Source organism: Methylocucumis oryzae, assembly GCF_000963695.1.
Taxonomy (GTDB): Bacteria; Pseudomonadota; Gammaproteobacteria; order Methylococcales; family Methylomonadaceae; genus Methylovulum; species Methylovulum oryzae.
On record NZ_LAJX01000100.1, the window covers coordinates 1 to 25,240 of the forward strand.

25 protein-coding genes, 1 tRNA gene and 3 pseudogenes are annotated in these 25,240 nt (G+C 42.9%); 23 read left to right on the forward strand and 6 right to left on the reverse strand.

Going from position 1 to position 25,240, the window contains the following annotated elements; all coding sequences use genetic code 11:
- The first annotated feature begins 165 nt into the window (after positions 1 to 165).
- The 10 genes and pseudogenes from rsxA (at position 166) to ald (ending at position 7,609) form a co-directional block, all read left to right on the forward strand.
- Positions 166 to 747 (forward strand): electron transport complex subunit RsxA, encoded by a 582-nt coding sequence (rsxA, locus tag VZ94_RS10205; protein ID WP_045779157.1) that lies wholly within the window; start codon positions 166 to 168, stop codon positions 745 to 747.
- A 12-nt stretch (positions 748 to 759) separates the two neighbouring features.
- Positions 760 to 1,314 carry an RnfABCDGE type electron transport complex subunit B gene (locus VZ94_RS10210; RefSeq protein WP_045779158.1) on the forward strand — a complete coding sequence of 185 codons (555 nt, stop codon included), beginning with the start codon at positions 760 to 762 and terminating at the stop codon, positions 1,312 to 1,314.
- Complete coding sequence (rsxC, locus tag VZ94_RS10215; protein WP_045779159.1) at positions 1,308 to 2,798, forward strand: electron transport complex subunit RsxC; 1,491 nt, start codon at positions 1,308 to 1,310, stop codon at positions 2,796 to 2,798. The genes VZ94_RS10210 and rsxC overlap by 7 nt, the downstream gene beginning before the upstream one ends.
- Positions 2,795 to 3,868 (forward strand): RnfABCDGE type electron transport complex subunit D, encoded by a 1,074-nt coding sequence (locus VZ94_RS10220; RefSeq protein WP_045779160.1) that lies wholly within the window; start codon positions 2,795 to 2,797, stop codon positions 3,866 to 3,868. Before rsxC ends, VZ94_RS10220 begins: the two co-directional genes overlap by 4 nt.
- A gap of 15 nt (positions 3,869 to 3,883) precedes the next feature.
- Entirely contained in the window at positions 3,884 to 4,594 is a 711-nt protein-coding gene (gene rsxG / locus VZ94_RS10225; RefSeq protein ID WP_045779161.1) for an electron transport complex subunit RsxG, read from the forward strand.
- A 7-nt stretch (positions 4,595 to 4,601) separates the two neighbouring features.
- Positions 4,602 to 5,304, forward strand: a pseudogene (locus VZ94_RS10230) (electron transport complex subunit E).
- A gap of 16 nt (positions 5,305 to 5,320) precedes the next feature.
- Positions 5,321 to 5,581, forward strand: a complete 261-nt coding sequence (locus VZ94_RS10235; protein ID WP_045779162.1) for an RnfH family protein — start codon at positions 5,321 to 5,323, stop codon at positions 5,579 to 5,581.
- Positions 5,582 to 5,595: 14 nt separating this feature from the next.
- Complete coding sequence (locus tag VZ94_RS10240) at positions 5,596 to 5,790, forward strand: (2Fe-2S)-binding protein (RefSeq protein WP_045779163.1); 195 nt, start codon at positions 5,596 to 5,598, stop codon at positions 5,788 to 5,790.
- A 43-nt stretch (positions 5,791 to 5,833) separates the two neighbouring features.
- Positions 5,834 to 6,305: pseudogene (gene bfr, locus VZ94_RS10245) on the forward strand (bacterioferritin).
- 209 nt (positions 6,306 to 6,514) lie between these two features.
- Entirely contained in the window at positions 6,515 to 7,609 is a 1,095-nt protein-coding gene (gene ald / locus VZ94_RS10250; protein WP_045779164.1) for an alanine dehydrogenase, read from the forward strand.
- Between the two features lie 248 nt (positions 7,610 to 7,857).
- Here ald and clpX read toward each other — a convergent pair.
- The 5 genes and pseudogenes from clpX to VZ94_RS10270 form a co-directional block, all read right to left on the reverse strand.
- Positions 7,858 to 9,131: pseudogene (gene clpX, locus VZ94_RS10255) on the reverse strand (ATP-dependent Clp protease ATP-binding subunit ClpX).
- Between the two features lie 37 nt (positions 9,132 to 9,168).
- Complete coding sequence (gene clpP, locus VZ94_RS10260; protein ID WP_045779165.1) at positions 9,169 to 9,819, reverse strand: ATP-dependent Clp endopeptidase proteolytic subunit ClpP; 651 nt, start codon at positions 9,817 to 9,819, stop codon at positions 9,169 to 9,171.
- A 9-nt stretch (positions 9,820 to 9,828) separates the two neighbouring features.
- Positions 9,829 to 10,083: a hypothetical protein gene (locus VZ94_RS31960; protein WP_338040340.1), complete on the reverse strand. Its 255-nt coding sequence runs from the start codon at positions 10,081 to 10,083 to the stop codon at positions 9,829 to 9,831.
- Positions 10,076 to 11,131, reverse strand: coding sequence for a trigger factor (gene tig, locus VZ94_RS10265; protein WP_338040339.1), 1,056 nt, complete (start codon positions 11,129 to 11,131; stop codon positions 10,076 to 10,078). The genes VZ94_RS31960 and tig overlap by 8 nt, the downstream gene beginning before the upstream one ends.
- 82 nt (positions 11,132 to 11,213) lie before the next feature.
- Positions 11,214 to 11,297, reverse strand: a tRNA-Leu gene (locus VZ94_RS10270).
- A 373-nt stretch (positions 11,298 to 11,670) separates the two neighbouring features.
- Here VZ94_RS10270 and VZ94_RS22770 point away from each other — a divergent pair.
- The 9 genes from VZ94_RS22770 to VZ94_RS10310 all read left to right on the forward strand — a co-directional run bounded on the left by VZ94_RS22770 (position 11,671) and on the right by VZ94_RS10310 (position 20,560).
- Positions 11,671 to 14,787 (forward strand): EAL domain-containing protein, encoded by a 3,117-nt coding sequence (locus VZ94_RS22770; protein ID WP_052700420.1) that lies wholly within the window; start codon positions 11,671 to 11,673, stop codon positions 14,785 to 14,787.
- Entirely contained in the window at positions 14,777 to 15,028 is a 252-nt protein-coding gene (locus tag VZ94_RS30605; RefSeq protein ID WP_052700421.1) for an EAL domain-containing protein, read from the forward strand. The genes VZ94_RS22770 and VZ94_RS30605 overlap by 11 nt, the downstream gene beginning before the upstream one ends.
- Before the next feature lie 4 nt (positions 15,029 to 15,032).
- Positions 15,033 to 15,329: a zinc/iron-chelating domain-containing protein gene (locus VZ94_RS10280; RefSeq protein WP_045779166.1), complete on the forward strand. Its 297-nt coding sequence runs from the start codon at positions 15,033 to 15,035 to the stop codon at positions 15,327 to 15,329.
- The gene (locus tag VZ94_RS10285) at positions 15,319 to 16,479 is read left to right on the forward strand and encodes a GNAT family N-acetyltransferase (RefSeq protein ID WP_045779167.1); all 1,161 of its coding nucleotides are present in this window, start codon (positions 15,319 to 15,321) and stop codon (positions 16,477 to 16,479) included. The genes VZ94_RS10280 and VZ94_RS10285 overlap by 11 nt, the downstream gene beginning before the upstream one ends.
- Before the next feature lie 20 nt (positions 16,480 to 16,499).
- The gene (locus tag VZ94_RS10290; RefSeq protein ID WP_045779168.1) at positions 16,500 to 16,670 is read left to right on the forward strand and encodes a rubredoxin; all 171 of its coding nucleotides are present in this window, start codon (positions 16,500 to 16,502) and stop codon (positions 16,668 to 16,670) included.
- A gap of 77 nt (positions 16,671 to 16,747) precedes the next feature.
- Positions 16,748 to 17,377: an outer membrane lipoprotein periplasmic chaperone LolA gene (lolA, locus tag VZ94_RS10295; protein WP_045779169.1), complete on the forward strand. Its 630-nt coding sequence runs from the start codon at positions 16,748 to 16,750 to the stop codon at positions 17,375 to 17,377.
- A gap of 9 nt (positions 17,378 to 17,386) precedes the next feature.
- On the forward strand, positions 17,387 to 18,712 hold the full coding sequence (locus tag VZ94_RS10300) for a replication-associated recombination protein A (RefSeq protein ID WP_045779170.1): 1,326 nt from the start codon (positions 17,387 to 17,389) through the stop codon (positions 18,710 to 18,712).
- A gap of 425 nt (positions 18,713 to 19,137) precedes the next feature.
- Positions 19,138 to 19,764 carry a hypothetical protein gene (locus VZ94_RS10305; RefSeq protein WP_045779171.1) on the forward strand — a complete coding sequence of 209 codons (627 nt, stop codon included), beginning with the start codon at positions 19,138 to 19,140 and terminating at the stop codon, positions 19,762 to 19,764.
- Positions 19,718 to 20,560, forward strand: a complete 843-nt coding sequence (locus VZ94_RS10310; RefSeq protein ID WP_045779172.1) for a hypothetical protein — start codon at positions 19,718 to 19,720, stop codon at positions 20,558 to 20,560. The genes VZ94_RS10305 and VZ94_RS10310 overlap by 47 nt, the downstream gene beginning before the upstream one ends.
- A gap of 87 nt (positions 20,561 to 20,647) precedes the next feature.
- Here VZ94_RS10310 and VZ94_RS26965 read toward each other — a convergent pair whose 3' ends face one another.
- The gene (locus VZ94_RS26965) at positions 20,648 to 22,402 is read right to left on the reverse strand and encodes a GSCFA domain-containing protein (protein ID WP_052700422.1); all 1,755 of its coding nucleotides are present in this window, start codon (positions 22,400 to 22,402) and stop codon (positions 20,648 to 20,650) included.
- A gap of 251 nt (positions 22,403 to 22,653) precedes the next feature.
- Here VZ94_RS26965 and VZ94_RS10320 point away from each other — a divergent pair, with 251 nt between their 5' ends.
- From VZ94_RS10320 to VZ94_RS28730, 4 genes are all read left to right on the forward strand, one after another.
- A complete protein-coding gene (locus tag VZ94_RS10320) occupies positions 22,654 to 23,325 on the forward strand; it encodes a lipase family protein (protein ID WP_082081537.1) in 672 nt (223 codons plus the stop codon).
- Positions 23,297 to 23,581: a hypothetical protein gene (locus tag VZ94_RS22785; protein WP_131655530.1), complete on the forward strand. Its 285-nt coding sequence runs from the start codon at positions 23,297 to 23,299 to the stop codon at positions 23,579 to 23,581. The genes VZ94_RS10320 and VZ94_RS22785 overlap by 29 nt, the downstream gene beginning before the upstream one ends.
- Positions 23,582 to 23,687: 106 nt before the next feature.
- Positions 23,688 to 24,941, forward strand: coding sequence for a phenylacetate--CoA ligase family protein (locus tag VZ94_RS10325; RefSeq protein ID WP_239649822.1), 1,254 nt, complete (start codon positions 23,688 to 23,690; stop codon positions 24,939 to 24,941).
- A 37-nt stretch (positions 24,942 to 24,978) separates the two neighbouring features.
- Positions 24,979 to 25,176 (forward strand): hypothetical protein, encoded by a 198-nt coding sequence (locus VZ94_RS28730; protein ID WP_239649823.1) that lies wholly within the window; start codon positions 24,979 to 24,981, stop codon positions 25,174 to 25,176.
- Positions 25,177 to 25,240: the final 64 nt, after the last annotated feature.

Below are 25,240 nucleotides of genomic sequence, written 5' to 3' on the forward strand. Positions count from 1 at the left end.
AACTTAAGTAGGAACAGGGCATTCAGAGCGCAGGACGCCGTAAATACATCCCTGTAGGCTTGGCGGCAGCATCCCTGCTGCCAACACCCGCGCTCTAAACGCCCTGTCCCGTATGGCATTGTCCCGCCTAAAGTGCATAGCCCAAACCCCTGCTAGGTAAGAATAGTGAGCGAATATCTTCTTCTTTTAGTCGGTACCGCGTTAGTGAATAACGTCGTCCTGGTCAAGTTTCTTGGCTTATGCCCTTTTATGGGTGTATCCAAAAAGCTGGATTCTGCTTTAAGCATGGGATTGGCAACTACGTTTGTACTGACCTTAGCCGCAATGACCAGTTGGCTGCTAGAGCATTACATCTTAGCGCCATTTAATATCCAGTTTTTACGCATTTTAGCCTTTATCCTGGTGATTGCTGCTGTCGTGCAGTTTACTGAAATGGTGGTACATAAAACGTCACCGGTGCTCTATCAAATCCTAGGTATTTTCTTACCGCTCATTACGACTAACTGCGCAGTATTAGGCGTGGCGTTATTAAACGTGCAAGAACACTATGGCTTTGTGCAAAGTTTAATCTTCGGCTTTGGTTCAGCCCTAGGCTTTACCTTAGTCATGGTGTTATTCGCCGGATTACGTGAACGCCTTGCTGTTATGGCAGTACCCACACTCTTTGCAGGAACGCCTATTGCGTTTATCACTGCTGGGATTTTATCGTTAGCCTTTATGGGTTTTGCTGGACTTTATACTAAATAAAGAGGACTGAACATGTATGTTTTATCCGCTATCGTGAGTTTAACCTTATTAGGGTTTTTCTTAGGTCTATTGCTCGCTATTGCTGGCAAATATTTAAAAGTGGAAAGCAGCCCGTTAGTTGACGAATTAGAGGCATTATTGCCTGGCTCGCAATGCGGACAATGCGGCTATCCGGGCTGTAGACCGGCTGCTGAAGCACTCGCAGAAGGCAAAGCACCGGCAACGGTTTGCCCACCGGGAGGTAGCGCGCTGGCAGAACAGCTAGCGACCATGTTAAATCTCGACTTAAACTTAAGCGATGTCAAAGAACCAGAAGCCTTAGTCGCTAGAGTGAGCGAAGACACGTGTACCGGTTGCACGCGTTGTTTCAAAGTATGCCCTACCGATGCGATTGTCGGTGCGCCTAAACAAATTCATGCGGTCGTCGCGGACGCGTGCATCGCCTGTAAGCGTTGTGTTGAAGTCTGTCCCACTGAATGCTTACAAATGCATCCTATCGAAGTCACATTGCGCAATTGGCGCTGGGCAAAACCGACCTTAGTGACTACCGAGGGGGCTTTATGTTAAATCTATTCTCATCTAAGCCAAAAATTCGCGGCGGAGTTCATGCCGAAGAACATAAAGCCGAAACAGCACATCAACCTATTGTCAAAACGTTTCCATTACCAAAAAAACTTTACATTCCACTACAACAACACGTAGGCAAGCCTGCTGAACCCTTAATACGCGTAGGCGACACCGTATTAAAAGGCCAGTTATTAGCGTATAGCCAAGGCATGATTTCAGCACCGGTTCATGCACCTAGCTCGGGGCTTATCGTCGATGTCAACGACTATCCAGCACCGCATCCTTCAGCGTTACCGATTCGCATGATTGTGTTGGAAACCGATGGTAAAGATCAATGGTGTGAAACCACGCCAGTCGATGACCCGTTTCAATTAATGCCAGAAGATATTAGCTTGCGTGTAGGTGCGGCGGGTATTGTTGGTTTAGGTGGCGCGGTGTTTCCAACAGCGGTCAAACTTAACATGGGACGGGAAAACCGTATTGATACGTTGATTATCAATGGCGCCGAATGCGAACCGTATTTAAGTTGCGACGATAGGCTAATGCAAGAAAATGCTGAGCACATCATAGACGGTGTTCGTCTAATGTTGCATGGTATGGAAACGCAATACGCCGTGGTCGCAATAGAAGACAATAAGCCCGCTGCTTTCCAAGCTATGCATGCGGCTGCGTCAGCTTTTGCTAACATTAAAGTCATGCAAATTCCCACTCGTTATCCTATGGGCTGGGATAGGCAGCTCATAGGCTATGTCACGGGACGTGAAGTACCGGTAGGCAGCCGCTCTTCCGAAGTCGGTGTGACGATTCACAATATAGGCACTGCGTATGCGACGCATAATGCCATTCGACATGGTAAGGCCTTAGTCAGCCGGGTCGTGACGGTATCGGGTGGCGCGGTCGGTAAACCTATGAATGTTGAAGTCCCGATAGGCACATTAATGAGCGAAGTATTGGCTTTTTGTGAAGTCGATACCGATAAAACGGCACGCATTATTATGGGCGGCCCTATGATGGGCGATTCGCTACCGCATAGCGGCGTACCTACCGTCAAAGCGACCAGTGGCGTGTTAGCGCTGACGGCCGCAGAAATTAGAAATACTCAAGAGCAGCCGTGTATTCGGTGTGCAAGTTGCGTCACGGTATGTCCAGCTGGCTTAAGACCGCTAGACATGGCTAATCATATCCGCGTTAATCAATTAGATTCAGCCGTTGATATAGGTTTAAAAGATTGCATAAGCTGCGGCTGCTGTTCGTACATTTGTCCGTCCAATATTCCACTAGTACATTATTTCAAATACGCCGCCGGTGAAGTTGCCGCACGACAACAAGCCCAACATAAATCAGAACAAACTAAAAAGCTGATGGAAGCGCGTAACGCTCGTTTAGAGCGCATCGCCGAACAACAGCGCTTGGACGAAGAAGCTCGCGCAACGGCAAAGCGCGAACGTGAGCGCTTACAAGCCGAACAAACGGAGGTTGCATGATTAGCTATCAAAAACCCAGTAGCGGTGCGCACATAGGCGCAAATAAAACCGTTAGCCAAATCATGTGGCAAGTGGTATTGGCGTTGATGCCCGCCACGGCGTTTGGCTTATGGTTGTTTGGCTGGCCTGCTTGGCATACCTTTTTATTAACAGTAGCGGCAGCGCTTTTTTTTGAGGCATTTTGCTTACGTTTGCAAAACAAAGCCGTTAAACCTGCGCTCATGGATTGCTCAGCCTTAGTTACCGGCTGGTTATTAGCAATGAGCTTGCCACCGTGGTCACCTTGGTGGTTATGCGTAACCGGCTCGGCACTGGCGATTATCTTAGGCAAACATGTTTATGGTGGCTTGGGACAAAATCTATTTAATCCTGCCATGTTAGCGCGTGTGGCGCTATTGATTTCATTTCCGGTAGAAATGACTACTTGGCCTAATATCTCACCATTATTCTTTTCTGCCTCACCGGGTCTGGTTGAAAGTTGGCATATTACGTTATCAGGCATTGCTCAGCCCGATGCCGTAACTGGTGCAACAACACTAGGCTATATTAAAACTGAATTCTCACAAAACCACGTCTTATCAGAGATTTTGCAGGACTATTCTGCGATATTGAACTTCATAGGCTGGACACGCGGCAGTTTAGGCGAAACCTCAACGCTGTTAATCGCCTTAGGCGGGCTCTGGTTAATCAAACAAAACATTATCCGCTGGCATATTCCCGTGTCGTTACTTGCGTCCGTTGCTGTATTAGCGAGTATCTTTCATCTATCAGACAGCGAACACTATGTAAGCCCGTTTTTACAGTTAAATTCGGGCGCGTTAATGCTTATTGCATTTTTTATTGCCACCGATTATGTGACATCGCCGAATACCCCAATGGGACAAATCGTCTTTGGTAGTGGTTGTGGTGTATTAATTTTTGTGATTCGCACCTGGGGTGCCTATCCGGAAGGCGCAGGCTTTGCCGTGTTATTAATGAATTCGGCGACACCGCTGATTGATTATTACATCAAACCACGTATTTACGGACGTGACCGCAAAGGCAAACCTTTAGAAATTCCTAAAGCTTAACGGCGAGAGCAGACCATGACACAAGATACAGAATGGCTTAAGCAGGTTAAGACGTTAAGCGATAAGACCTTAGTTTGGTTAAAAGCGTGGTTAGCACCCGAACATTTAGCGGGACTTAGACCCACGTTAAAGTTTCAAACTGGCGTATTAGCAGGGTTTGCGCTTATGGCTAGCGTGTTACTCGGCGTTACCAATTGCAGCACTGAATCCACAATACAACAACGTTTAAACGAAGATTTAAAACACACCTTAGCTGAAGTCATTCCCGCTGAGTTATACGATAACGATTTATTGTCTGATACGACAACGATTGCCTCAGCTGAATACAATATCGCTGCCGATGAAACCTTAGTTTACTTAGCGAAAAAATCCGGGCAAGTCACCGCTGTTGCGTTTAAGTTTACCGCGCCTGACGGTTACTCTGGTGCGATTAACATGATTATCGGCATAGATAAAGACGGCAATGTCTTAGGAGTACGCGTGTTAAGCCATAAAGAAACGCCTGGCTTAGGCGATAAAATCGAAACCAGTAAATCTAACTGGATTTTAGCGTTTGTCGGCAAATCACTAGCCAAGCTAACACCTAGCCAGTGGGCTGTTAAAAAAGACGGAGGCGAATTTGACCAATTTGCCGGTGCGACGATTACCCCACGTAAAACCGTACAAGCAATTTATCGCAGCTTGCAACTCTTTAAAGCACATCAAGCGCAGTTAACCCTGCAATGAGGCGACTATGGCGTTATCAGAAACCTATAAAAAAATCGCAGCTGATGGTATTTGGCATAATAATATCGTTTTTAGCCAAAACTTAGCGTTATGCCCGTTACTTGCCGTCACAGGAACGGCCACTAATGGTTTAGGCATGGGATTAGCCACCTTAGTCGTTATGATAGCGTCGAATGGCTTAATTTCCGTAGCCAGGCATTTAATCCCGAATGAAATTCGTATCCCTATTTTTGTGTTACTCATCGCAGCGTTAGTAACACTCGTCGATATTTTAATGAATGCTTGGGCGCATGAACTCTATAAAGTTTTAGGCTTATTTATCGCACTTATCGTGACTAACTGTGCGCTATTAGGTCGAGCTGAAGCCTTTGCATCTAAGCAAGCGGTGAAGCCCGCCTTATGGGATGGTTTAATGATGGGGCTAGGCTTTACCTTAGTTTTAGTCGCATTAGGCGCAACGCGCGAAATCTTAGCCAGCGGTACATTATTTGCCAATGCCTCAGTACTACTCGGCTCATCGTTTAAGTTCTTAGAAATAACCGTCATTCCCAATTACCAAGGTTTTTTATTAATGGCGCTACCACCGGGCGGTTTTATCATGTTAGCTTTTTTTAATCGTTGGTAAACGCATCATCGATCAAAAACTAGCCCAGCACAAACCTATTACAGTAGCGACTACCCCTGTATCCGAAGCTGAAGAACCCATTTGAAAACAAGGAGTTTATTATGAACGTAGGCGTATGTTATGCGGAAATGGATAGACAATTGTGGATGCGTTTAGAAGTCCCTGACGACAGCACGATTGAACAAGCAATTAGCTTATCTGGTGTGTTAGCCATGTATCCAGACATTAATTTAGCTCAACAAAAAGTAGGCATTTTCGGTAAGATACAAAGCTTAGACACGCCTGTGAAAGAAGGCGATAGAGTGGAAATTTACCGACCTATTACGGCTGACCCGCAACAAGTTAAACGCCGCAGACGCTAAGCAAGGAGAGCTTTATGTATATATGCGTTTGTAAAGCCGTTACCGACGGTCAAATTGTTAAAGCCATAGAAAACGGAGCATGTACGCGTAAACATTTAACCCAATGTTTAGGCGTAGGCAAAGATTGCGGTAAGTGCAATAAAGAAGTCAGCAGTTTATTACAACAAACCTTATGTCAAACCGATTACGCGCTACCGGCGTTTTCCTAAGACATCTCACCTCGCTTACGAGATAACACACCATTAGGATTTTATGAAAGGCGATAGCAAAGTTATTGAATACTTAAACAAAATTTTAGAAAACGAATTAACGGCCATCAATCAATATTTTTTACATGCGCGCATGTTTAAAAAACTGGGGACTTAAAAAACTCAATGAAAAAGAGTATCACGAGTCCATTGATGAAATGAAACACGCCGACAAAATCATCGAACGCATTTTATTCTTAGAAGGTTTACCTAACTTGCAGAGTCTAGGTAAGTTGATGATAGGTGAAAACACGCAAGAAATGCTAAGCTGCGATTTAAAACTAGAATACCTTGCGCTACCCGATTTAAAACAAGCGATTGCTTATTGCGAAACCGTTAGCGATTTTGTTACCCGTGATTTACTCAATGATATTTTAGAGTCAGAAGAAGAGCATATCGACTGGCTGGAAACCCAACTAGAACTGATAGAAAAAATTGGTCTCCCTAACTATCTGCAAGCGCAAATGGAAGAGTAATTTTCCGATAATGTCCTGATACTAAAATACTTAGGTATCAGGACTCGCCCTACCTACCCTCTTATAAGCCTGTTATACACTTGGCAAAACAAACACTCGCTGATATTAAAGAATACAGCGATGTCTTTTAACTAATCATTCCACACTCTCCCTTTTTTACCACAACGTTGTTCATCTGCTTTTACTAACTAAGAGAGGTATCAAATGAAATAGGCGTACCTAAGGAAATTAAGGATCAAGAGGGGCGTGTTGGCATTACACCTGCTGGCGTGTCAACATTAATTGCCCAAGGGCATGAAGTCAACATAGAAACCGGCGCCGGTATATACGCTGGATTTAGTAACGAACAGTATAGTGATGCTGGAGCTCGTTTAGTTTCAGCCAGCGACGCTTGGCAATGCGAACTTGTCGTTAAAGTCAAAGAGCCATTACCCAGCGAATATGTTTTTTTAGATCAACAAATGGTCTTTACTTTTTTCCATTTAGCAGGCGTTGACCCTAATTTAACAACAACGCTTTTAAGCAATGGTACTACAGCGATTGCTTACGAAACGTTAACTGACCAACAAGGGCGCTTACCGCTTCTAGCCCCTATGAGTGCGATAGCAGGCAATATGTCGGCATTAGTCGGTAATTATTATTTAGCGAAATTTAATGGTGGCAAAGGCGTACAATTAGGCAATGTTTTAGGTAAACGCCACGGTAAAGTCGTAGTAGTAGGTGACGGTATTGTCGGCCAACATGCAGCAAAAACCGCATCTGGCATGGGAGCAAACGTTTTTATTGCAGGTATTGATACCGAGCACATGGCGAACCTTAAGTCACACGCTCTTGCCGACGCTGAGTTTTTTCTTTCTACCCCAGAAAACCTAACTGCTCATTTACAAGATACCGATTTACTTATCGGAGCGGTACTAGCACGAGGTGCCCATGCGCCAAAACTGATTAGTGATGCAATGATAGGCACTATGCAACCAGGTTCAGTTGCAGTAGATGTCAGTATTGACCAAGGCGGCTGTTTTAGCAGTTCAAAACCAACCTCACACTCAGCGCCCGTTTTTGTTAAACACGATGTCATTCACTATTGTGTGACTAATATGCCAGGCGCCTATCCTAGAACAGCAACATTGGCTTTAATGGACGCCACACTGCCTTATATTGTCAAAATAGCTAATGCCGGTAAGTCCAGGCTATTGCAAGACGCTGAATTACTCTCAGCGATTAATACCTTCGATGGACGATTGACGTTGAAACCGGTAGCTGAAGCGCTAAATCGTTTAGCTGACTACCAGCCTTTTGAGTAAATAATGAGATGCTCGTAGAGTTACACCGTCGCTCTACGAGTATTTTTTGGGCTACACACTTTAGTAGGGACAGGGTATTCAAAGTGCAGGTGTTGGCAGCAGGGATACTGCGGCCAAGCCTACAGGGATGTATTCACGGCGTCCTCGGCAACTGCTCCTGCGTTACCCTACTACACGCCATCCCTAGCGTTATGCGCTCTGAATCCCCTGTCCCGCCTTACGTTGGTAGCCTATTTTTGGCAGGTTCTTTACGCTTTTAGTTCAGACTTTTTATCCGAACCATAGACTAAATAAGGTTCGCTATGACCTAAAATAACACTTTCATCAACGACTACTTTACAAATATTATCTGATGAAGGCAGCTCGTACATCGTGTTTAATAATACGTTCTCAACAATGGTTCTAAGGCCACGCGCTCCGGTCTTTCTTTCCATACATTTACGTGCGACCGCACCTAATGAATCATCCCTAAACTCAAGCTCAGCGCCTTCCATTTCAAATAATTGCCGATATTGCTTAACTAAGGCGTTTTTTAGGCTCAGTTAAGATTTTAATGAGCGCTTGTTCATCTAATTCTTCCAGCGTCGCAACGATAGGTAAACGACCGACGAACTCTGGGATTAAACCGTATTTAATTAAATCTTCTGCTTCAACTTCAGCAAATAACTGACCGATATTTTTCTCTTCATCTTTTGTTTTGACTTCTGCAGAAAAACCTATGCCGCCTTTCTCTGAACGTGCTTTAATGATTTTTATCTAAGCCCGCAAACGCACCGCCGACGATAAATAAAATATTAGCGGTATTAACCTGCAAAAACTCTTGTTGAGGATGTTTACGTCCGCCTTGTGGTGGTACCGATGCAACCGTCCCTTCGATAAGCTTCAACAAAGCCTGTTGTACGCCTTCGCCTGAAACATCACGTGTAATCGATGGGTTATCCGATTTTCTTGAAATCTTATCTATTTCATCGATATAAACGATACCCGTTTCGGCTTTCTCAACGTCGTAATCGCATTTTTGCAAGATTTTTTGGATGATATTTTCAACATCTTCACCGACATAACCCGCTTCGGTTAGCGTAGTCGCATCGGCAATAGTAAACGGTACGTCTAATAATCTCGCTAGCGTTTCGGCTAATAAGGTTTTACCCGAGCCGGTTGGCCCTATCAGTAAAATATTACTTTTTGCAATTTCGACACCGTCTCGCTTGGTCTTAGTTCGTAAGCGCTTGTAATGATTATAAACCGCAACAGCAAGAATCTTTTTAGCCCGTTCCTGACCAATTACATAAGCATCTAGCTCTTCTTTAATCTCTTTAGGCTTAGGTAGTCGATCACTAGAAAAACCAATACTCTCGTTCTGTAATTCGTCTTTGATGATGTCATTACACAATTCAACGCATTCATCACAAACGTATACTGAGGGTCCTGCAATGAGCTTACGAACCTCGTGTTGGCTTTTATTGCAAAACGAGCAATAAAGCAACCTATCGTCGTCTCTGCCGTTTTTATCATTACTCATACTTAACTCCCGCGCGACGGTGTCACTAATAATACGGTTATCCAGCTTCTCCGGCTAAAGCAGCTCTACTTGACAAGACCTTATCGATTAAACCATAACTGACAGCTTCATCCGGCCCTAAAAAATTATCTCTGTCGGTATCAACTTGGATTTTTTCTATAGGTTGGCCAGTGTGATGCGATAAGACTTTATTCAATTTATCCCGAATAGATAGAATTTCTCGCGCATGAATATCAATATCAGACGCTTGACCTTGATAACCGCCTAAAGGCTGGTGAATCATGATACGAGAATGAGGTAAACAATAGCGTTTGCCTTTAGTTCCGCCCGTCAACAACAACGCCCCCATGCTAGCCGCTTGTCCGATACACATGGTACTGACATCGGGCTTAATAAATTGCATAGTATCGTAAATTGACATACCGGCCGTCACTGAACCGCCAGGAGAATTAATATATAAGTGTATGTCTTTGTCTGGATTTTCTGATTCTAAAAACAATAACTGTGCGACAACTAAGTTAGCCATATAATCTTCGACTTGACCAACTAAAAAGATAACACGCTCTTTTAATAACCGAGAGTAAATATCAAACGAACGCTCGCCGCGTGCCGTTTGCTCAACAACAATAGGAACTAACCCACCGGCTGCTTGTGGTGGTATTAGCGAATTTTGCAATTGTGTATACATGTTTAATCCTTACTCAGCTTGTGGTTCCATAACCGTATTAAAACTTAATATCTCTTCAGTTACTGTCGCTTGCGCCAATAACCAGTCGACAACTTGATTTTCTAACACCATTTGCTGCACATCTTGTAAACGATTTGTATCGGCATAATACCAATTGACCACCTCTTCGGGGGTTTCATAATTAACTGCAAGATTTTCTATCGCCGTACGAACTTTCGCATTATCAATAGTAATATTATTTACATCGATAATTTTATTAATAATTTAAGCCTAAACTCACTCTACGCTTTGCTTGGTCTTGCAGGCTATCGCGCACTCCATGCAAATCTTCTAGCTTTATTTTTTGTCGCTTGGCTGTTTCGATATAAGGCTTCATTAAATGCTCAACCTCATTATCGACTAAGGCATTAGGCGGAGTTACAGAGATTATCTCTAACACAGCATTCATCGCTGCATCTTTAACTAATTCCTGTAATTTTTTGTTTAATTCGCGTTCCAAGTTGTTTCTAACATCTTGGCGAAATGATTCCAACGTGCCTTCTTCAATGCCAAAGCTTTTAATAAATTCCTCATTAATTTCAGGTATTACCGAAGCTTCGACAGCTTTTACTGTAAGCTCAAAGCGCGCCAATTGACCGGCTAATTTTGGCACACCGTAATCTTCAGGGAAGGTCAACTCGAATGATTTAGCTTCACCCTCAGCTAATCCAATTAAATTATCCTCAAAGCCTGGAATCATTTTTCCGTCGCCTATACCTATTGTATAGTCTTGTATGAGACCATTAGTAAAGTTTTCTCCCTCTGCTTCACCTGAAAAATCAATGATAATACGGTCGCCTGCTTGAGAAGCACGTTCAACTTTATTCCAAGTAACCCTTTGTAACTTTAATTTTTCCAACATAGCATCAATATCAGCTTCTTCAACTGTAGCGACGGGGCGTGTCACGCGTAGTTGGGCCAAATTATCTAACGAAATGTCAGGATAAACTTCAAATGTAGCGACATATCTAAACCCGTCGGCGTCGTACGATGCGTCTATATGTGGATAACTAGCAGGCTCTAGCGCTTCATTTTTAAGCGCTTCGGGATAGGTGGATTGGATTAAGTCATTAGATATTTCTTCACGAACTTTAGAATCATATAGTTTCTTTACTATATGCTGAGGCGCTTTACCTGGACGAAAGCCATCGACTCTAACGTGGCGCGCTAATGCTTTTAAGCGTTGAGCCATCTTTTCTTGCACGACTGATTCTGGAACGCTTACGGTCATTTTACGGCTTAACTCGGATGTCTTTTCGACAATAACTTGCATGTCTAATCCTCTCGGGTATTTAAAGGGGCTTGGACCGGAATACGGCAGGCACTAGGGGTAAGATTTATTGGCATGAACAGGATGGTGCGAATGGAGAGACTCGAACTCTCACGGGGCTACCACTGGAACCTAAATCCAGCGCGTCTACCAATTTCGCCACATTCGCAACTTAAGAACGGCAATTGTATATGTTTTTTGCAACGAGACAAAGATAAAAATTACATGTTTATTAAATTTTGAAGCTAATCTCATTGCTTTTCAACTCAATATTAACCTCTTTAGCCCTACCTGCTCAAGCCAACCAATATCAACTAAATACTTGTTATTTAATTAATTTTAATCACACAATAATAAAATTAAAACCTACAATATCGCTATGTTAACTCAGATAAAAATAGCTTTACACAGCCTTAGAAAGCAAACGATTCCGACATTTTTAGCGAATAGCTAACTTTATTAACTAAAGTCTAATCAAGCTTATAGCTAAACCTGTGAGCTGTTGCTATTATTTCAGAATTTCAATCATTCAGATTGGCATCATGGTGCGACTTACACTTTTTTTAACCTTTGCCTATTTCGTATGTGGTTATCTAGGCGAACTCATTTCTATTCCACCGAGTGAAGCAAGCCCTATATGGCCAGCCGCAGGCTTAGCGCTTGCAGCCATCTTTGTTTATGGTCCACGCGCACTATTAGGTGTATGGTTAGGCGCATTCCTCGTACAAATCTATACTTTTCTCAATACAACAAGTGTAAGCGCTAGCTTAGCATCATTAAGTTTAGGCGCCATAGTCAGTTCTGGCGCAACATTACAAGCGTTTGTGGGCGCATGGCTAGCCAAACAGGGGCTTCATGGCGATAATGGCCTAGTCTTAGACCGCAATATTGTTAGATTTTTACTGATTACCGGCCCTTTCAGTTGCACGGTTTCCGCCAGCATAGGTATTGCAGCGTTACATGTGCTCGATATTGTCAGTGGAGATACCACATTAGAATGGTTGATTTGGTGGTGCGGTGACTCGCTAGGCGTTATGATTTTTGCGCCTATTTTGCTATGCTTCATCGGCACACCTACCCAGCAATGGCGAACCCGCATTAATTCGATTGCCTGGCCTGTCACATTATTGCTGTTAATATTGCTAGTATTGTTTTATATAGAAAACCAGCAAGAGCATAAGCGAATTAGCACACTATTCACTGAACGCGTTAATTTATTGCATAATGCGCTACAGAATGAAGCCAATCGCTTAATCGACACGAACCAAACACTCAAAGCGTTATTCGAAAGCTCTTCTGATGTTACGGCGCTGGAGTTTAAACATTTCACTGCTAATTTCTTAAAAGATGATAAAGACATCTTAGCCATGGAATGGCTACCTCGTATCAGCAAAAACTTGCCATCGATAGAGCCTTATCGTCAACCCCAAGCAATTAATAGTAGCGATTTTTTCCCTATTACTTATATCGAGCCTAGAAACGGCAATGAAACGGCACTAGGATTCAATACCTTAAGCATTACAGAGCGTGCACAAGCTATACAAAACCTCTTAGATACAGCAAAAACCGTCTTATCAACAACGCATAGCCTCAAAGAAAATGCCAACAAACACATGGGGGTTGTTTTGTTTTCGCCTGTTTATAAGGGCTATCCATTCTTAGAAAATAAGCGTCAACGCAACCAAAACATAATAGGCCTTGTCGCTAGCGTCTTATTAATAGACCAAAAATTTAGCGCTATTAAGCAGCAATATAGCCAATTAGACTTATCGCTAAAAATTGTCGACGACAATACAATTTTGTTTGACGATAATACGAGTAACAACTTATTTGACTTAGTATTCCCAAGACTAGAACGCACACAGAGCCTACAGTTTGCTGACCGTCTATTGGCTATTACCTATACCGCAACCCCACAATTTTTCTCATGGAGTACCTGGTGGTTAATGATAGCGAGCTTATTACTCGTCAGCCTAATAGAGTTAGGACTGTTAATGTTGACAGGACGCACGCTACAAATTGAGGATATTGTTAAGCTACGCACGCGAGAATTAGAGCAAGAAATAAACGAGCGCAAAAAAATCATTCAACGTCGTAATGACCACAATCAAGTACTACAGTCGATTGTTAGCTCAACATCGCTCTCTAATGTCTTAAGCGCTATTGTTCGAATTGTCGAAGCTAATTACCCTGATAGCTTATGCTCTATCTTAATTTTAGACGAAACCGGTGAGTGTTTTAGCCAAATCATTGCACCCAGTATGCCTGAAGCTTATATTTCCTCTACCCCAAACACCAAAGTAGGCATGAATGCAGGCAGTTGCCATACAGCTGCATTTATAGGTGAACGCATTATTGCCGAAGATATTACCAAGCATTCTGAGTGGCAAAACTATTTAATGGTAGCAGAGCTAGCTCATGTACAAAGTTGTGTCTCCGAGCCTATTTTATCGTCTAAAGGCAAAGTCTTAGGCTCGTTTTCGATTTACCACCGTACACCTTATTACCCAAATGCTGTATTGTTAGAAGAAATCAAGGAATATACTCAATTAGTCAGCATTGCGATTGAAAAGAAACTCAGTGAAGAGCAAATATTTCAGCTCGCTTTTTTTGATTCGCTAACAAGCTTACCTAACCGTCGACTCTTTCTTGATAGACTGGAACAAATTTATTCTAAATCTACGCGTCATAACAACGGCACCGCCCTACTCTATTTAGACCTTGACCATTTCAAAACGCTTAATGATTCTCTCGGTCATGATGTAGGCGATGAATTGCTCGTACAAGTCGCGGAGCGCTTAACATCTTGTATACGCGATGAAGACACTGTATCGCGGCTAGGCGGCGACGAATTTGTCTTATTAGTGAATGACCATGACCCAGAAAGTAGCGCTAATTTATTCGAGTTATCGCTCACTGTCGCCCAGCGTGTACAGACTTCACTACTCGCGCCATTTCAACTTAAAGGCTATGTTCACCATATCAGTTCCAGTATAGGCATCACATTATTAGAAACTGGGACTAGCAACACCGCACTTACCCCTGTTGATTTATTAAAACAAGCCGATACCGCGATGTATCATGCTAAGCAAAAAGGCCGCAACACCATTAGCTTCTATAATGAGGAAATGCAACAACGTGCCGATCAGCGCTTACAGCTAGAACAAGATATTAGAATCGCCTTATCCCACAACCAATTTTTATTACACTATCAACCTCAGTTTGATGATAAAGGTGAATTGATAGGTGCAGAAGCATTAATTCGCTGGCACCACCCAGAAAAAGGTATGATGCCACCCGACCAATTCATTCCCGTTGCCGAAGAAACTGGGTTAATCTTAGCCATAGGCGATTGGGTATTGCGAGAAGCCTGTAGCCAATTGCAAAAATGGCAAACCTTGCCGCATTTAGCGGTTAATGTTTGCCCAAAAGAGTTTCATCAAAATCAATTTGAAGAAAATCTTATCAATATCTTACAAGAATATAATATTGCTGCATCCCGGTTGATGCTGGAAATTACCGAAGGCATCATCATAGACAACATCCATGAAAGCATTAACAAACTACAAACGCTAAAAGACTTAGGCGTAAGAATATCAATTGACGACTTTGGCACGGGATATTCATCCCTATCTTATTTAAAAAAAATTGCCTATTAGCCAATTAAAAATAGATAAAAGTTTTGTACGGGAAATTAACACAGACCCAAATGACACCGTGATTGTCGCCACTATCATTTCTATGGCGTCTCATTTGGGCTTATCCGTTATTGCGGAAGGCGTTGAAAACAATAGCCAATTACAATTTTTAAATACCAACCAGTGTTGTGGTTATCAAGGCTACCTGCTAGGCAAACCGTTACCAGAAATTGAATTCACCCAAAAATATCTCCAACGTTAATCACATGCAATGTCGTATCGGTTGTGGCGCTTGTTGTATTGCGCCGTCTATATCTTCCCCTCTTCCTTTACACCCTAAAGGTAAACCTGCAGCACAACGGTGTTTACACTTGGATGCCGACAATTTATGCTCACTTTTTGGTCACACAAATCGTCCTACTGTATGCCAAAATTTCCAAGCGACACTCGATGTCTGTGGTAGTCATCGCGACCAAGCGCTGACTCTATTAACTGAATGGGAGTTATTAACCGCACCTACCGCTAAAAAGCTTAGCGTTACCTGCACCCGTTATGACAACTAAACTTACTTTTCGCTTTGTTGATGCCATAGAGCAGATTAATGCTACCGAATGGAATACATTAGCAGGCAGTGATTACCCGTTTATTCGCCATGAATTCCTGTCTTCATTAGAACAAACAGGTTGCCTATCTAGCGCTACAGGATGGCAACCCGTGCATCTAATAGCATCTTGCGAGACTCAACTTGTCGCTGCAATGCCGCTCTATCTAAAAGGCCACTCGCGTGGCGAATACGTTTTTGACCAAGCCTGGGCTAGAGCTTATCAACAACATGGATTTGCCTATTACCCAAAACTGGTCACTGCGATTCCCTTTACCCCATGCCAAGGGCCGCGTATTCTTGTTGAGGCATCGGCAGATAAAAAAACGGTCATTGCCGGATTATTAAACGAAATAAAAGCCTTTGCTGAACAACACCAACTCTCTTCTTGGCATTGCCTATTCCCAAACCCAACGCAACTCAGCATATTACAAGACGCCTCTCTTCTTATTCGAGAAGATGTTCAGTTTCAATGGCTTAATCAAAATTACCGTGATTTTGATGATTTTTTGGCCAATTTAACCTCAGCAAAGCGTAAAATGGTCAAACGCGAACGCCGAAAATTAACCGAACAAGGTATAGAATTGTTTCAGCTCAGAGGCGATGAACTCACCGAACAACAATGGCAAATATTTTTTCAGTTTTATGCGTTAACCTATCTTAAAAAAGCATCTAACCCTTATTTAAATTTAAAGTGTTTCCAAGCCTTTGCGAACACACTAGGCGCCCAGATGCTGGTGATATTTGCCAAAAAAAACGCTGACTATGTTGGAGCAGCACTCAGCTTCATAGGTCATGATACGCTCTATGGACGTTACTGGGGCTGCTACGAAGAATACAACGCTTTACACTTTGAGGCATGTTATTACCAAGGCATTGAGTATTGCATACAACATAAACTCGCTCGCTTTGATTCAGGTGCACAAGGCGAACATAAAATCGCACGTGGCTTTACGCCCATCACAACTTATTCAACACATTGGCTAAGAGACTCAACATTTCATGCCGCTATAAACGATTTCCTAACCCGGGAAAAACTAGCCGTAAACGCTTATAAAAACGATGCGGCACATTATTTACCCTACAAAAACAAACGTGAAACCCCTCACTAAAATCCTATAGGCTTATTATCATGACTGAATACAAAAAGTATCAATGCGATGTATGTGGACATATTTATGACGAAGCAGAAGGCGACCCTGAAAACGATATTGCGCCCGGTACGCTATGGGCTGATGTCCCCGACGATTGGCGCTGCCCAGAATGTGGCGTAGGCAAAGACGATTTTGAACTAATGCCGTAACCCAGTTCTAACACCGTGATGATTAACGTCACGGTGTGTTAAACAGCTTCCCCTTTGATTCTACGCCTTCAATCTCTATGAAAATCCATTTACCGTGTTTAAGCTTACTGGTGTTTTTATGCTTAGCCTCGCCATTAACGCACGCTACAGAATCCCCTATACAACAATTAAAGGCTTTTTTAGCCGCGACAAAATCACTAACGGCCGATTTTAAACAAGTCAGCTTAAATGAATCAGGCACACCCACTCAAACCAGCTATGGTGAATTTTTCTTGCAACGTCCAGGGAAATTCCGCTGGAATTACCAAAAACCGTATCTACAACAAATAATTGCGCTATCAGGTAAAGTATGGTTTTACGACCAAGACTTAGAGCAAGTCACGATAAAAAAATTGGATGAATCGGTAGGCTCGACGCCTGCGTTATTGCTTAGCGGTGATATTTCGCTAGAAAACAATTATACCGTCGACGAGCAAGGCAACGATGATGGCATTACCTGGTTAAGACTCATCCCTAAAAACGACCAAAGCAGTTTCAAATATTTGTTAATAGGGCTAAGCAACGGCGAATTAAGCGGCATGGAATTAAACGATAACTTTGGTCAACTCACGCGCATTTATTTTTCTAATCTCAAACATAATACCCCGATAAAACCCGACCTATTTGAGTTTAAAACCCCAGCCGGTGCTGATGTTTTTTCAGAATAACCACGCTTCATGTTTGCTCAAGACTTATTAAAACCACTCGCTGACCGCCTAAGACCGCACTCTCTCGAGCGCTATATCGGTCAACAACATTTACTAAGCCCAGGTAAGCCGCTATACCATGCGATTTTAAAGGGTCGTTTACATTCGATGATTTTATGGGGCCCACCCGGTACCGGTAAAACCACGCTTGCACAAATCATCGCTCGGCATTCAGAAGCCGAACTCATGCCTATTTCAGCCGTATTAGCCGGGGTAAAAGAAATACGAGAAGCGGTTGCCCAAGCCAAATATTTACAAACCAGTCAACAACGTCGCACGGTATTATTTGTCGATGAAGTCCATCGCTTCAATAAATCCCAGCAAGATGCATTTTTGCCTCATGTCGAAGATGGTACGGTTTATTTTATTGGTGCAACCACTGAAAACCCATCGTTTGCGTTAAATAATGCTTTATTGTCCAGAGCCCGTGTCTATGTCCTGAACGCATTGACAGAAAATGACTTACTCAGCGTAATTGATAATGCGCTAAATGACAGTGAAGTCGGCTTAAGTCACCAGGTCGAGATACCAGCCGCTATCCGCAAACAATTTGCCCACGCTGCGGATGGCGACGCCCGTCGTTTATTGAATTTGATAGAACTCGCTGCTGAACTCGCCTTAGCACAGCAACAACACGTTATTACTGAAGAATTAGCCGCCGCTATTCTGACCTCGAGCAATAAGCGCTTCGATAAACAAGGCGAGGAGTTTTACAATCAAATCTCTGCGTTGCATAAATCGGTACGCGGTAGCGCACCGGATGCCGCCTTATACTGGCTATGTCGAATGCTAGATGCTGGCTGTGATCAAGCTTACTTAGCAAGACGTATCGTACGCATGGCGTCTGAAGACATAGGCAATGCTGATCCGCGCGGCTTACAGTTAGCGCTTAATGCCTGGGAAGCACAGCAAAAACTCGGCAGCCCTGAAGGTGAACTGGCATTAGCCCAAGCCGTTGTCTATCTTGCTTGCGCACCTAAGAGCAATGCGGTCTACAATGCCTATAACCAAGCCATGCAAGCCGCCAAGCACTATGGTAGCCTAGAGGTACCGCTACATTTGCGCAATGCACCGACGACATTGATGAAAAATCTTGATTACGGCAAAACCTACCGTTACGCCCATGACGAGCCAGAAGCGTATGCCGCCGGGGAAAATTATTTACCAGAGCCTCTCTCCGGCACACGCTTTTACTGCCCCGTCGAGCGCGGTTTAGAAATCAAAATTAATGCGAAATTAAAGCATTTGCGTGAACTAGATAACGACTATCGCAATAAAATGCCAAACAAACTGTAACAACATAGCCTATTGAATTTTAATGCCATACCAATAATCGTGTTGCTCAAAATAACTAATCAAGCACACCCTTAATTAAACCTTAAGTTAAATAAAGATAATGCGTTGTAAACACTCTCCTCTAACTCAATCCATCATTAAGGTAATTAATCACATACACTGTAAAAACCATTTTGTTAAATATATCCGCTAGATAAAAAACAAAATTCATCTATCATTAACATTTAAATCATAAAGATAGGATACACTTATCATGCAATTTCTATCTTTGTTGATTTTTATCGCTGATTATACTGACATCAGCCTTAAGAAAATTGACAATTGAAAAAGCCTAACTTACCATAACGTTTAGTCAGTTTGTAGTATGCTCTGGCTAGCGTGTGTTTTTCGCGAAACCCATATTTTTCTTAAATAGGACGTATCCAATGAAATTAGTTAAACAAACCTTAATGGCAACAGCAGTCGCATCCGCCCTATTGGCAAATCATTCAGCCATGGCATTGTGGACAGATGGTTCAACCACTACAAGAACGGTTATTATCCAATCAACTGCTAACGTGACGGGTATTCCGGCAAATGCTAATAATGCAACGTTTGCATTAACCACCGCTCCGCAACAATCGTTAACCGTCAACGACCAAGTTATCTTTACCTTAACTGGCGGCGCTAAATTCACTGGCGTTCCTATATTAACATCAAGCGTTGCAGGTGCTGCCTTTGCGTTTGACGGTTTTTTTGAAGCTGACGGCGTAACATCTGCAACCTCTGGTCCTGTCATTAAATTCCGTGCAACTGATGGTTTAACTGTTGCTGGCTCTACAATCAGCTTAAATACCACTAGCAATATCTTTAATTTGTCAGGCGTAACTGCAGGTACGAATGTTGATTTAAGCATCACAACTAGAAACGTTGTAGGTAATATTATTAACAGCATTAACAACTTACCATTAGCGGGTCAATCAACTTCAGACGGTCTTGTGCCTTTATTCGTAGGCTCAAAACTTATTGTCTTGCACGGGCGCACAAGTTGTATCACAAGCCAACACAGCTGAAGTCACTCAAGGCTTCAAACTGTTCAATGACGGCTTTACTCCAGTAATTGGTGATGCATTAACCTACACCACTGCTAGCAATGCTGCATCTCCAGCAGTGCCAATCGCTGCCAACAAAATTGTTTACAAAATCGTTGGTGACTTTAACGGCGTTACAACTGTAACCGCTACTGGCGTAACAGGCAGCAATAACGCAGGTTCTACAACCGGCGGCACAGTAGGTCAATTCTTAATCAATGCGGCTAAAACTGAAGCGTATGCGACTAACACCGTCGACCTTGCTGGTGGTTCATCATTAGCATTGGCACCGCAATTCACAATTGACGGTACTACATCTCAACCGGCTCGTAGCTTCACTTTAACAACAAGCGTGTTACAAGATACTGTTAACTTATGGACAGCTCACGATGTTGCTTGCGACGCAGCTAGCTATACTATTAACCGTAACGGCAGCTCGTTCTTGACTAACTTTGTGGGTTCTGCCAACAAAATCAGAATTACTGACGTAAGCGGTAACATTCCAGCCGGTAGCGGTAAAATCACTGTATTGGCTTGGAGCGCATCAGGCGCTCTTGTACCATTAGCATCAGGTTCAACTTTTGCTATCGTACCTTTAGCTTCTCGTCAAACTCGTGTCATTAACGGCGCTGATCTTAATGCTGCATATCCTGGCGCAATTCACTTCGAATTCGCTGTTGAAAGCCCAGCCATCGAAGCGACAGGCCAAAAAATCGTCAACGGTGCTGTTGTTTCAACTGAAACTTACACTAACAAAACAGCGTTTGGTGCTATCTAATATCGCCTAAACCGCCGCTGCTTGAAGCGGCGGTTTTTTTAAGCTGTCTAAGTAAAACCGCATCTTTTGCTAAAAGATGCGGTTTTTTTATGACCTGTTTTTCTCTAGTGCGATTTCATCACAAGCGATTTCAGATAAAGCCAACATTTCTTCATCGTAATCACCAAGATTTTGCTCAGCGAGATGACCTTCTGTTATATTTTTCATAAACACCGACATCACGTGATCAACACCCTCTTCGGTAACCGTTCTTAAATCAGCAGCAAAGTAACGGCCACGATTATAACTACCTGTTATGATTTCATAAGAAGGAAAATAGCTCACGCCACCAAACTCAGTTGCAACCATTTCAGCCGCAACCCTTAATACAGATTTAGAATAAGTCGTTGATAATAAGACATGCTGTTTTTCATACGTTGCAACTAAAGGCACCGGTGATACCGTTAAAATGAGTTTTGCTTTAGGATTAATCAAACGTAATTTAGCAACAAACTGCTTAAGATCATTAACGACCTCATCAACGGTAAAATTTACAAACTCATACTTATCGGCAGCAAAACACCCACCCGCCACACCCGGCGCAATAGGGTAAACAGCACCATCTAACTTAGACCGCCAACACTCAGTCAACCCTAAAGTAAAAACAAACACATCTAAGGTAGAAAACATTTCGCGCACCGCTTGAAAATGTCGCTCGCGCTCTTCAGTTAAGGCCTCAATCGTTGCATAACCATTTGGTTTAAGTCTAGGCCTAAACGGATCGCAATAACGACTTTCGTTCAGCAACCAGAATGAATCAATAGGCGTAAAATAACCGAACGCTCTATCGAAGAGCTGCAACAACTGTCTCGCCGTATAGACATTGCCATAAAGAGCTGAGAAATCGTAAGACTCTAAAGACTCATCCTTATCATTCGATGCTTCTGTCACTAAAAAACAAAAGCCATTTTTTCTTAGCCGTTTAGAAATGTGTTGTGCAAAACAACTTCCTGCCGTAGCCACTTTATCTGTTCGGGAAATTTTAAAAGGCACTTCTTGCACAGGCTCAAGCAAGTCAATAGAAACCTGAGCCACAGCTTGCTTCCAAAATGCGTAATCGGGCAAGTCACTATAAGGATGTTTTTTCTCAACGCTATCTTGCCTTGATAAACTTGTTTTACCTGATAGCACGCATTTGGCGACATACTCCAGCATTACTTTGCCATAAGTCTCACTGCCATGAGTCGGATCTGAGCCATAGTAGCACTGAGCCAAAAAACCCTCCTCGTCAAATACTTCATCAGGCAATCCTATAAACTCAGCACCGGCTTTTTCAGCTTCAACGCAAATAAATTGCTTTTGATACGCCCAAGCCTGAAACCTAACCGATGCGGAGGTCACGCCAAATTGAGCAAAACGGTCAGCAAATCTACCCGGATTCGCTAACAGAAATGACTCTGATGCAATAGGCGGTGGAGGAGGAAAGACTAAAACCCTCCCAGGCGCAAATTCAGCTAGCGCACTTATCCACTTAGAGCAATCATTTTTTAACATATTTGATAGTCTTTTTAAAATGACATCTGCTGCTGATATTTCAGCTGATAACGACACAATCGCATGTTCATTACCGGTGGGACATAACGCTATTATCGTATCTTCATCCGACTCAGCCAGCATCGCGTTACGAATACTCTCTAGGTCGCTGGCTGAAAATGAAAATTTAGCCTTAACAGACACGTCTTTTAAAAAACAAGGCTCTCTAAGATAGATAAATTTGGCTTGATACGGCAACTCATTTTCAACTAATTCGTATGCTTTTCTGATACAGATAATATGGCTATGCCCAACAAATACTATTTTCATCAAATATCCTTACGCTCATGAAATATCTTAAGGTATGGCATCATAGCAAAAGTCTTTTATAGACGTTATTTTAGTTGACGGCTTATTTTACGGGTTTATAATCCAACAAAATGAATTACTTAAAACACTAATATATTACATAGAGGCTGATATTCACTAATTGCTATCATTTAAATTAATTAACCATAACAATACGATTGAGTTTTACGCCCATTACAACAACTAACCATAGATTTGCAGGAGAAAAAACCATGACCACCCGCCCTAGTCTTCCTATGTATTTTCCTGATAGCAGCACAGGATTTCAGCTATCTGACTCACAAACCTGCGCTGCATTAGTCGGCGTGGCTTATCAACAATTTACAGTTTGGACAAACTGTAACTACCCATCCGAAAACAATTTCAGTACTAACACACAATGGCAAGGCCAAGAGCCTTCAGACTGGGCCGGCCCTACGCCTGGAGCGTTTAATTACAGCGCACCCATTTGGAGTTCATTTTCTATAAAATTTGCATCATTTAGCGAACCATTCGGTTTTATCGCTACCGATAATAACGGCAATGCCTATGTGGTGTTTCGCGGCACAATGACGACTGCCGACGACATCATGGATGCAGAAATCGAACAAAGCCCATTAAGTTTTGTAAATAACTTCGGCAACGTGCATGATGGTTTTTTAGGTGTATACCAAGGTTTACGAGCTTCTTTATTAGCCGCTGTTAACGCGCTAACGGGTATAAGCAATATATTCATCACTGGACACAGTATGGGCTCTGCCTTAGCCTCTCTTGCACTGGCTGACTTAGCAAATAATGCCAACTTAACTGGAGTTAATTATCATCATTATAATTTTGCTTCGCCGCGCGTTGGTGACACAACGTTTTGCTGCAGCTATGAATGGTATGGCTTTTCCAAGTTTTAGAATTATAAATACTGAAGATTTAGTTCCCGATGCTCCCCCATCCGTTACCGGCAGCATCATTTATCAACACTTTGGTTACCCGATTGATTTTACTGCACAATATGGTTCCATAGACGGAAATCATTCCATGGCGGATGCTTATGGTTATGCGATTATTAATACGCAAAACCCATTCAACCCCAACCCTTCACCTTTTGCTAATGCGGTTACCGCTAAAGCATTAGGCGGGCATTTCAATCCATTAAAGATAGCCTAGCACCCAATCGCCATACTCAGACAACAGCGTTTCTATCTAGGAAACGCTGTTGTCGCATCAAAAATACGTTACTATAAGAAATCCCTCACTGTCTTGTTTTAACGCTATGACCGACGCTAACACTGATTTTGACGATTACTTCTCTCACTCTATTGATGAGTTACTCGGTGAAACCCAAAATGCCGAAGCTAACTTAATAGCCTTATTTAAACGTTGTAATGAATCGGTACCGGCTTATCAGCATTATCTATCGCAACATGGCGTTGATGCGAGTGCTATAAGCGATTACACGGCATTTACGACATTGCCGTTAATGACAAAAACCGACTATATGCGTGGGTTTACATTACCTGAACGTTGCTATGACGGCAATATCACACTGGCTGACCGTATCGCCGTATCCTCTGGCTCAACTGGACAAGCGTTATTTTGGCCACGCTCTGAGCGCTTTGAACTTGGCGTTACGACACGCTTTGAACAAGTGTTTCACGATAGTTTTCAAGCCCAACAAAAAACCACGTTAGCGATTGTCTGTTTTGCGTTAGGCAATTGGGTAGGTGGACTATTTACCACCTCGTGTTGCTGGCGCTTAGCACGTAAAGACTATCGCATCATGGTGGCGACACCGGGCAATAATAAAGCTGAAATCTTTCGTGTCGTGCGCGAACTCGCACCATTATTTGAGCAAACCGTGTTATTAGGCTATCCGCCGTTTATTAAAGATGTACTGGATGCCGGTAGCGCTGAAGGCATTGCTTGGTCAGATTATCAGTTAAAACTGGTGTTCGCCGGTGAAGTGTTTAGTGAAGAATGGCGACAATTGTTAAGTCAACGCACTGGCTCAACGATGCCGTGTTTTGACAGCGCATCGCTTTATGGTACTGCTGACGGCGGTGTGCTCGGCAATGAAACACCGTTTAGCATTGCCATACGCCGCTGGCTAGCACAACACCCAGAAGCGGCTCTAACGCTATTCGGAGAAGCGCGCTTACCTACCCTGGTTCAATATGACCCGGCTAGCCGATTTTTTGAAGTACATGACAATACCTTAGTCGTATCAGGCGATAACACTGTGCCCTTAGTCCGCTACCATATCGCCGATAAAGGCGGTGTGATTAGCTATGAAGCCATGTGGGCGTTTTTAAACCAGCACGGCATTCAACACGTATCCGAATTGCTGTTGCCAGAAGGTTTTACCCCAAGACCACTGCCGTTTGTCTTTGTCTTTGGTCGCGCTGATTTTACTGTGTCATATTACGGTGCCAATATTTACCCAGAAAATATTAGCGTAGGCTTAGAACAACCCGAGCTTAACACCTGGGTCACCGGAAAAATTTGTCTTATCCGTTGCCGAAGATAATAACAGTGATAATAGACTGCATATCGCCGTCGAATTATTGCCCGGTATCACCGGCGATAACACGATGAACCAACGCATTGCCGAATCGATTCGCACACAGTTGTTAAGGCTAAACAGCGAGTTCGCCCATTACATTCCCAGTGAACGGCAATTGCCGGTAATTAGTCTACATACATTCGCTGATCCTGAGTATTTTCCGGTGGGCGTGAAGCACCGATATACGCGTAAGGATTAGCTGTTTAAATTTATTAATCACAGGATATTGTCGTATTGTTACGTCGTAATAATTCTTCTATGTT

Bases quoted from the DNA above. Each gene is read 5' to 3' on its own strand.
- rsxC (WP_045779159.1), top strand. From the start codon at position 1,308: ATGTTAAATCTATTCTCATCTAAGCCAAAAATTCGCGGCGGAGTTCAT.
- VZ94_RS10305 (WP_045779171.1), top strand. From the start codon at position 19,138: ATGAAATTAGTTAAACAAACCTTAATGGCAACAGCAGTCGCATCCGCC.
- VZ94_RS10290 (WP_045779168.1), top strand. From the start codon at position 16,500: ATGACTGAATACAAAAAGTATCAATGCGATGTATGTGGACATATTTAT.
- VZ94_RS10210 (WP_045779158.1), top strand. From the start codon at position 760: ATGTATGTTTTATCCGCTATCGTGAGTTTAACCTTATTAGGGTTTTTC.
- VZ94_RS26965 (WP_052700422.1), bottom strand. From the start codon at position 22,402: ATGAAAATAGTATTTGTTGGGCATAGCCATATTATCTGTATCAGAAAA.
- VZ94_RS10235 (WP_045779162.1), top strand. From the start codon at position 5,321: ATGAACGTAGGCGTATGTTATGCGGAAATGGATAGACAATTGTGGATG.
- VZ94_RS10320 (WP_082081537.1), top strand. From the start codon at position 22,654: ATGACCACCCGCCCTAGTCTTCCTATGTATTTTCCTGATAGCAGCACA.
- VZ94_RS10285 (WP_045779167.1), top strand. From the start codon at position 15,319: ATGACAACTAAACTTACTTTTCGCTTTGTTGATGCCATAGAGCAGATT.
- rsxG (WP_045779161.1), top strand. From the start codon at position 3,884: ATGACACAAGATACAGAATGGCTTAAGCAGGTTAAGACGTTAAGCGAT.
- tig (WP_338040339.1), bottom strand. From the start codon at position 11,131: ATGCAAGTTATTGTCGAAAAGACATCCGAGTTAAGCCGTAAAATGACC.
- VZ94_RS22785 (WP_131655530.1), top strand. From the start codon at position 23,297: ATGAATGGTATGGCTTTTCCAAGTTTTAGAATTATAAATACTGAAGAT.
- VZ94_RS10280 (WP_045779166.1), top strand. From the start codon at position 15,033: ATGCAATGTCGTATCGGTTGTGGCGCTTGTTGTATTGCGCCGTCTATA.
- VZ94_RS10300 (WP_045779170.1), top strand. From the start codon at position 17,387: ATGTTTGCTCAAGACTTATTAAAACCACTCGCTGACCGCCTAAGACCG.
- VZ94_RS10220 (WP_045779160.1), top strand. From the start codon at position 2,795: ATGATTAGCTATCAAAAACCCAGTAGCGGTGCGCACATAGGCGCAAAT.
- VZ94_RS10240 (WP_045779163.1), top strand. From the start codon at position 5,596: ATGTATATATGCGTTTGTAAAGCCGTTACCGACGGTCAAATTGTTAAA.
- clpP (WP_045779165.1), bottom strand. From the start codon at position 9,819: ATGTATACACAATTGCAAAATTCGCTAATACCACCACAAGCAGCCGGT.
- lolA (WP_045779169.1), top strand. From the start codon at position 16,748: ATGAAAATCCATTTACCGTGTTTAAGCTTACTGGTGTTTTTATGCTTA.
- VZ94_RS22770 (WP_052700420.1), top strand. From the start codon at position 11,671: ATGGTGCGACTTACACTTTTTTTAACCTTTGCCTATTTCGTATGTGGT.
- VZ94_RS10325 (WP_239649822.1), top strand. From the start codon at position 23,688: ATGACCGACGCTAACACTGATTTTGACGATTACTTCTCTCACTCTATT.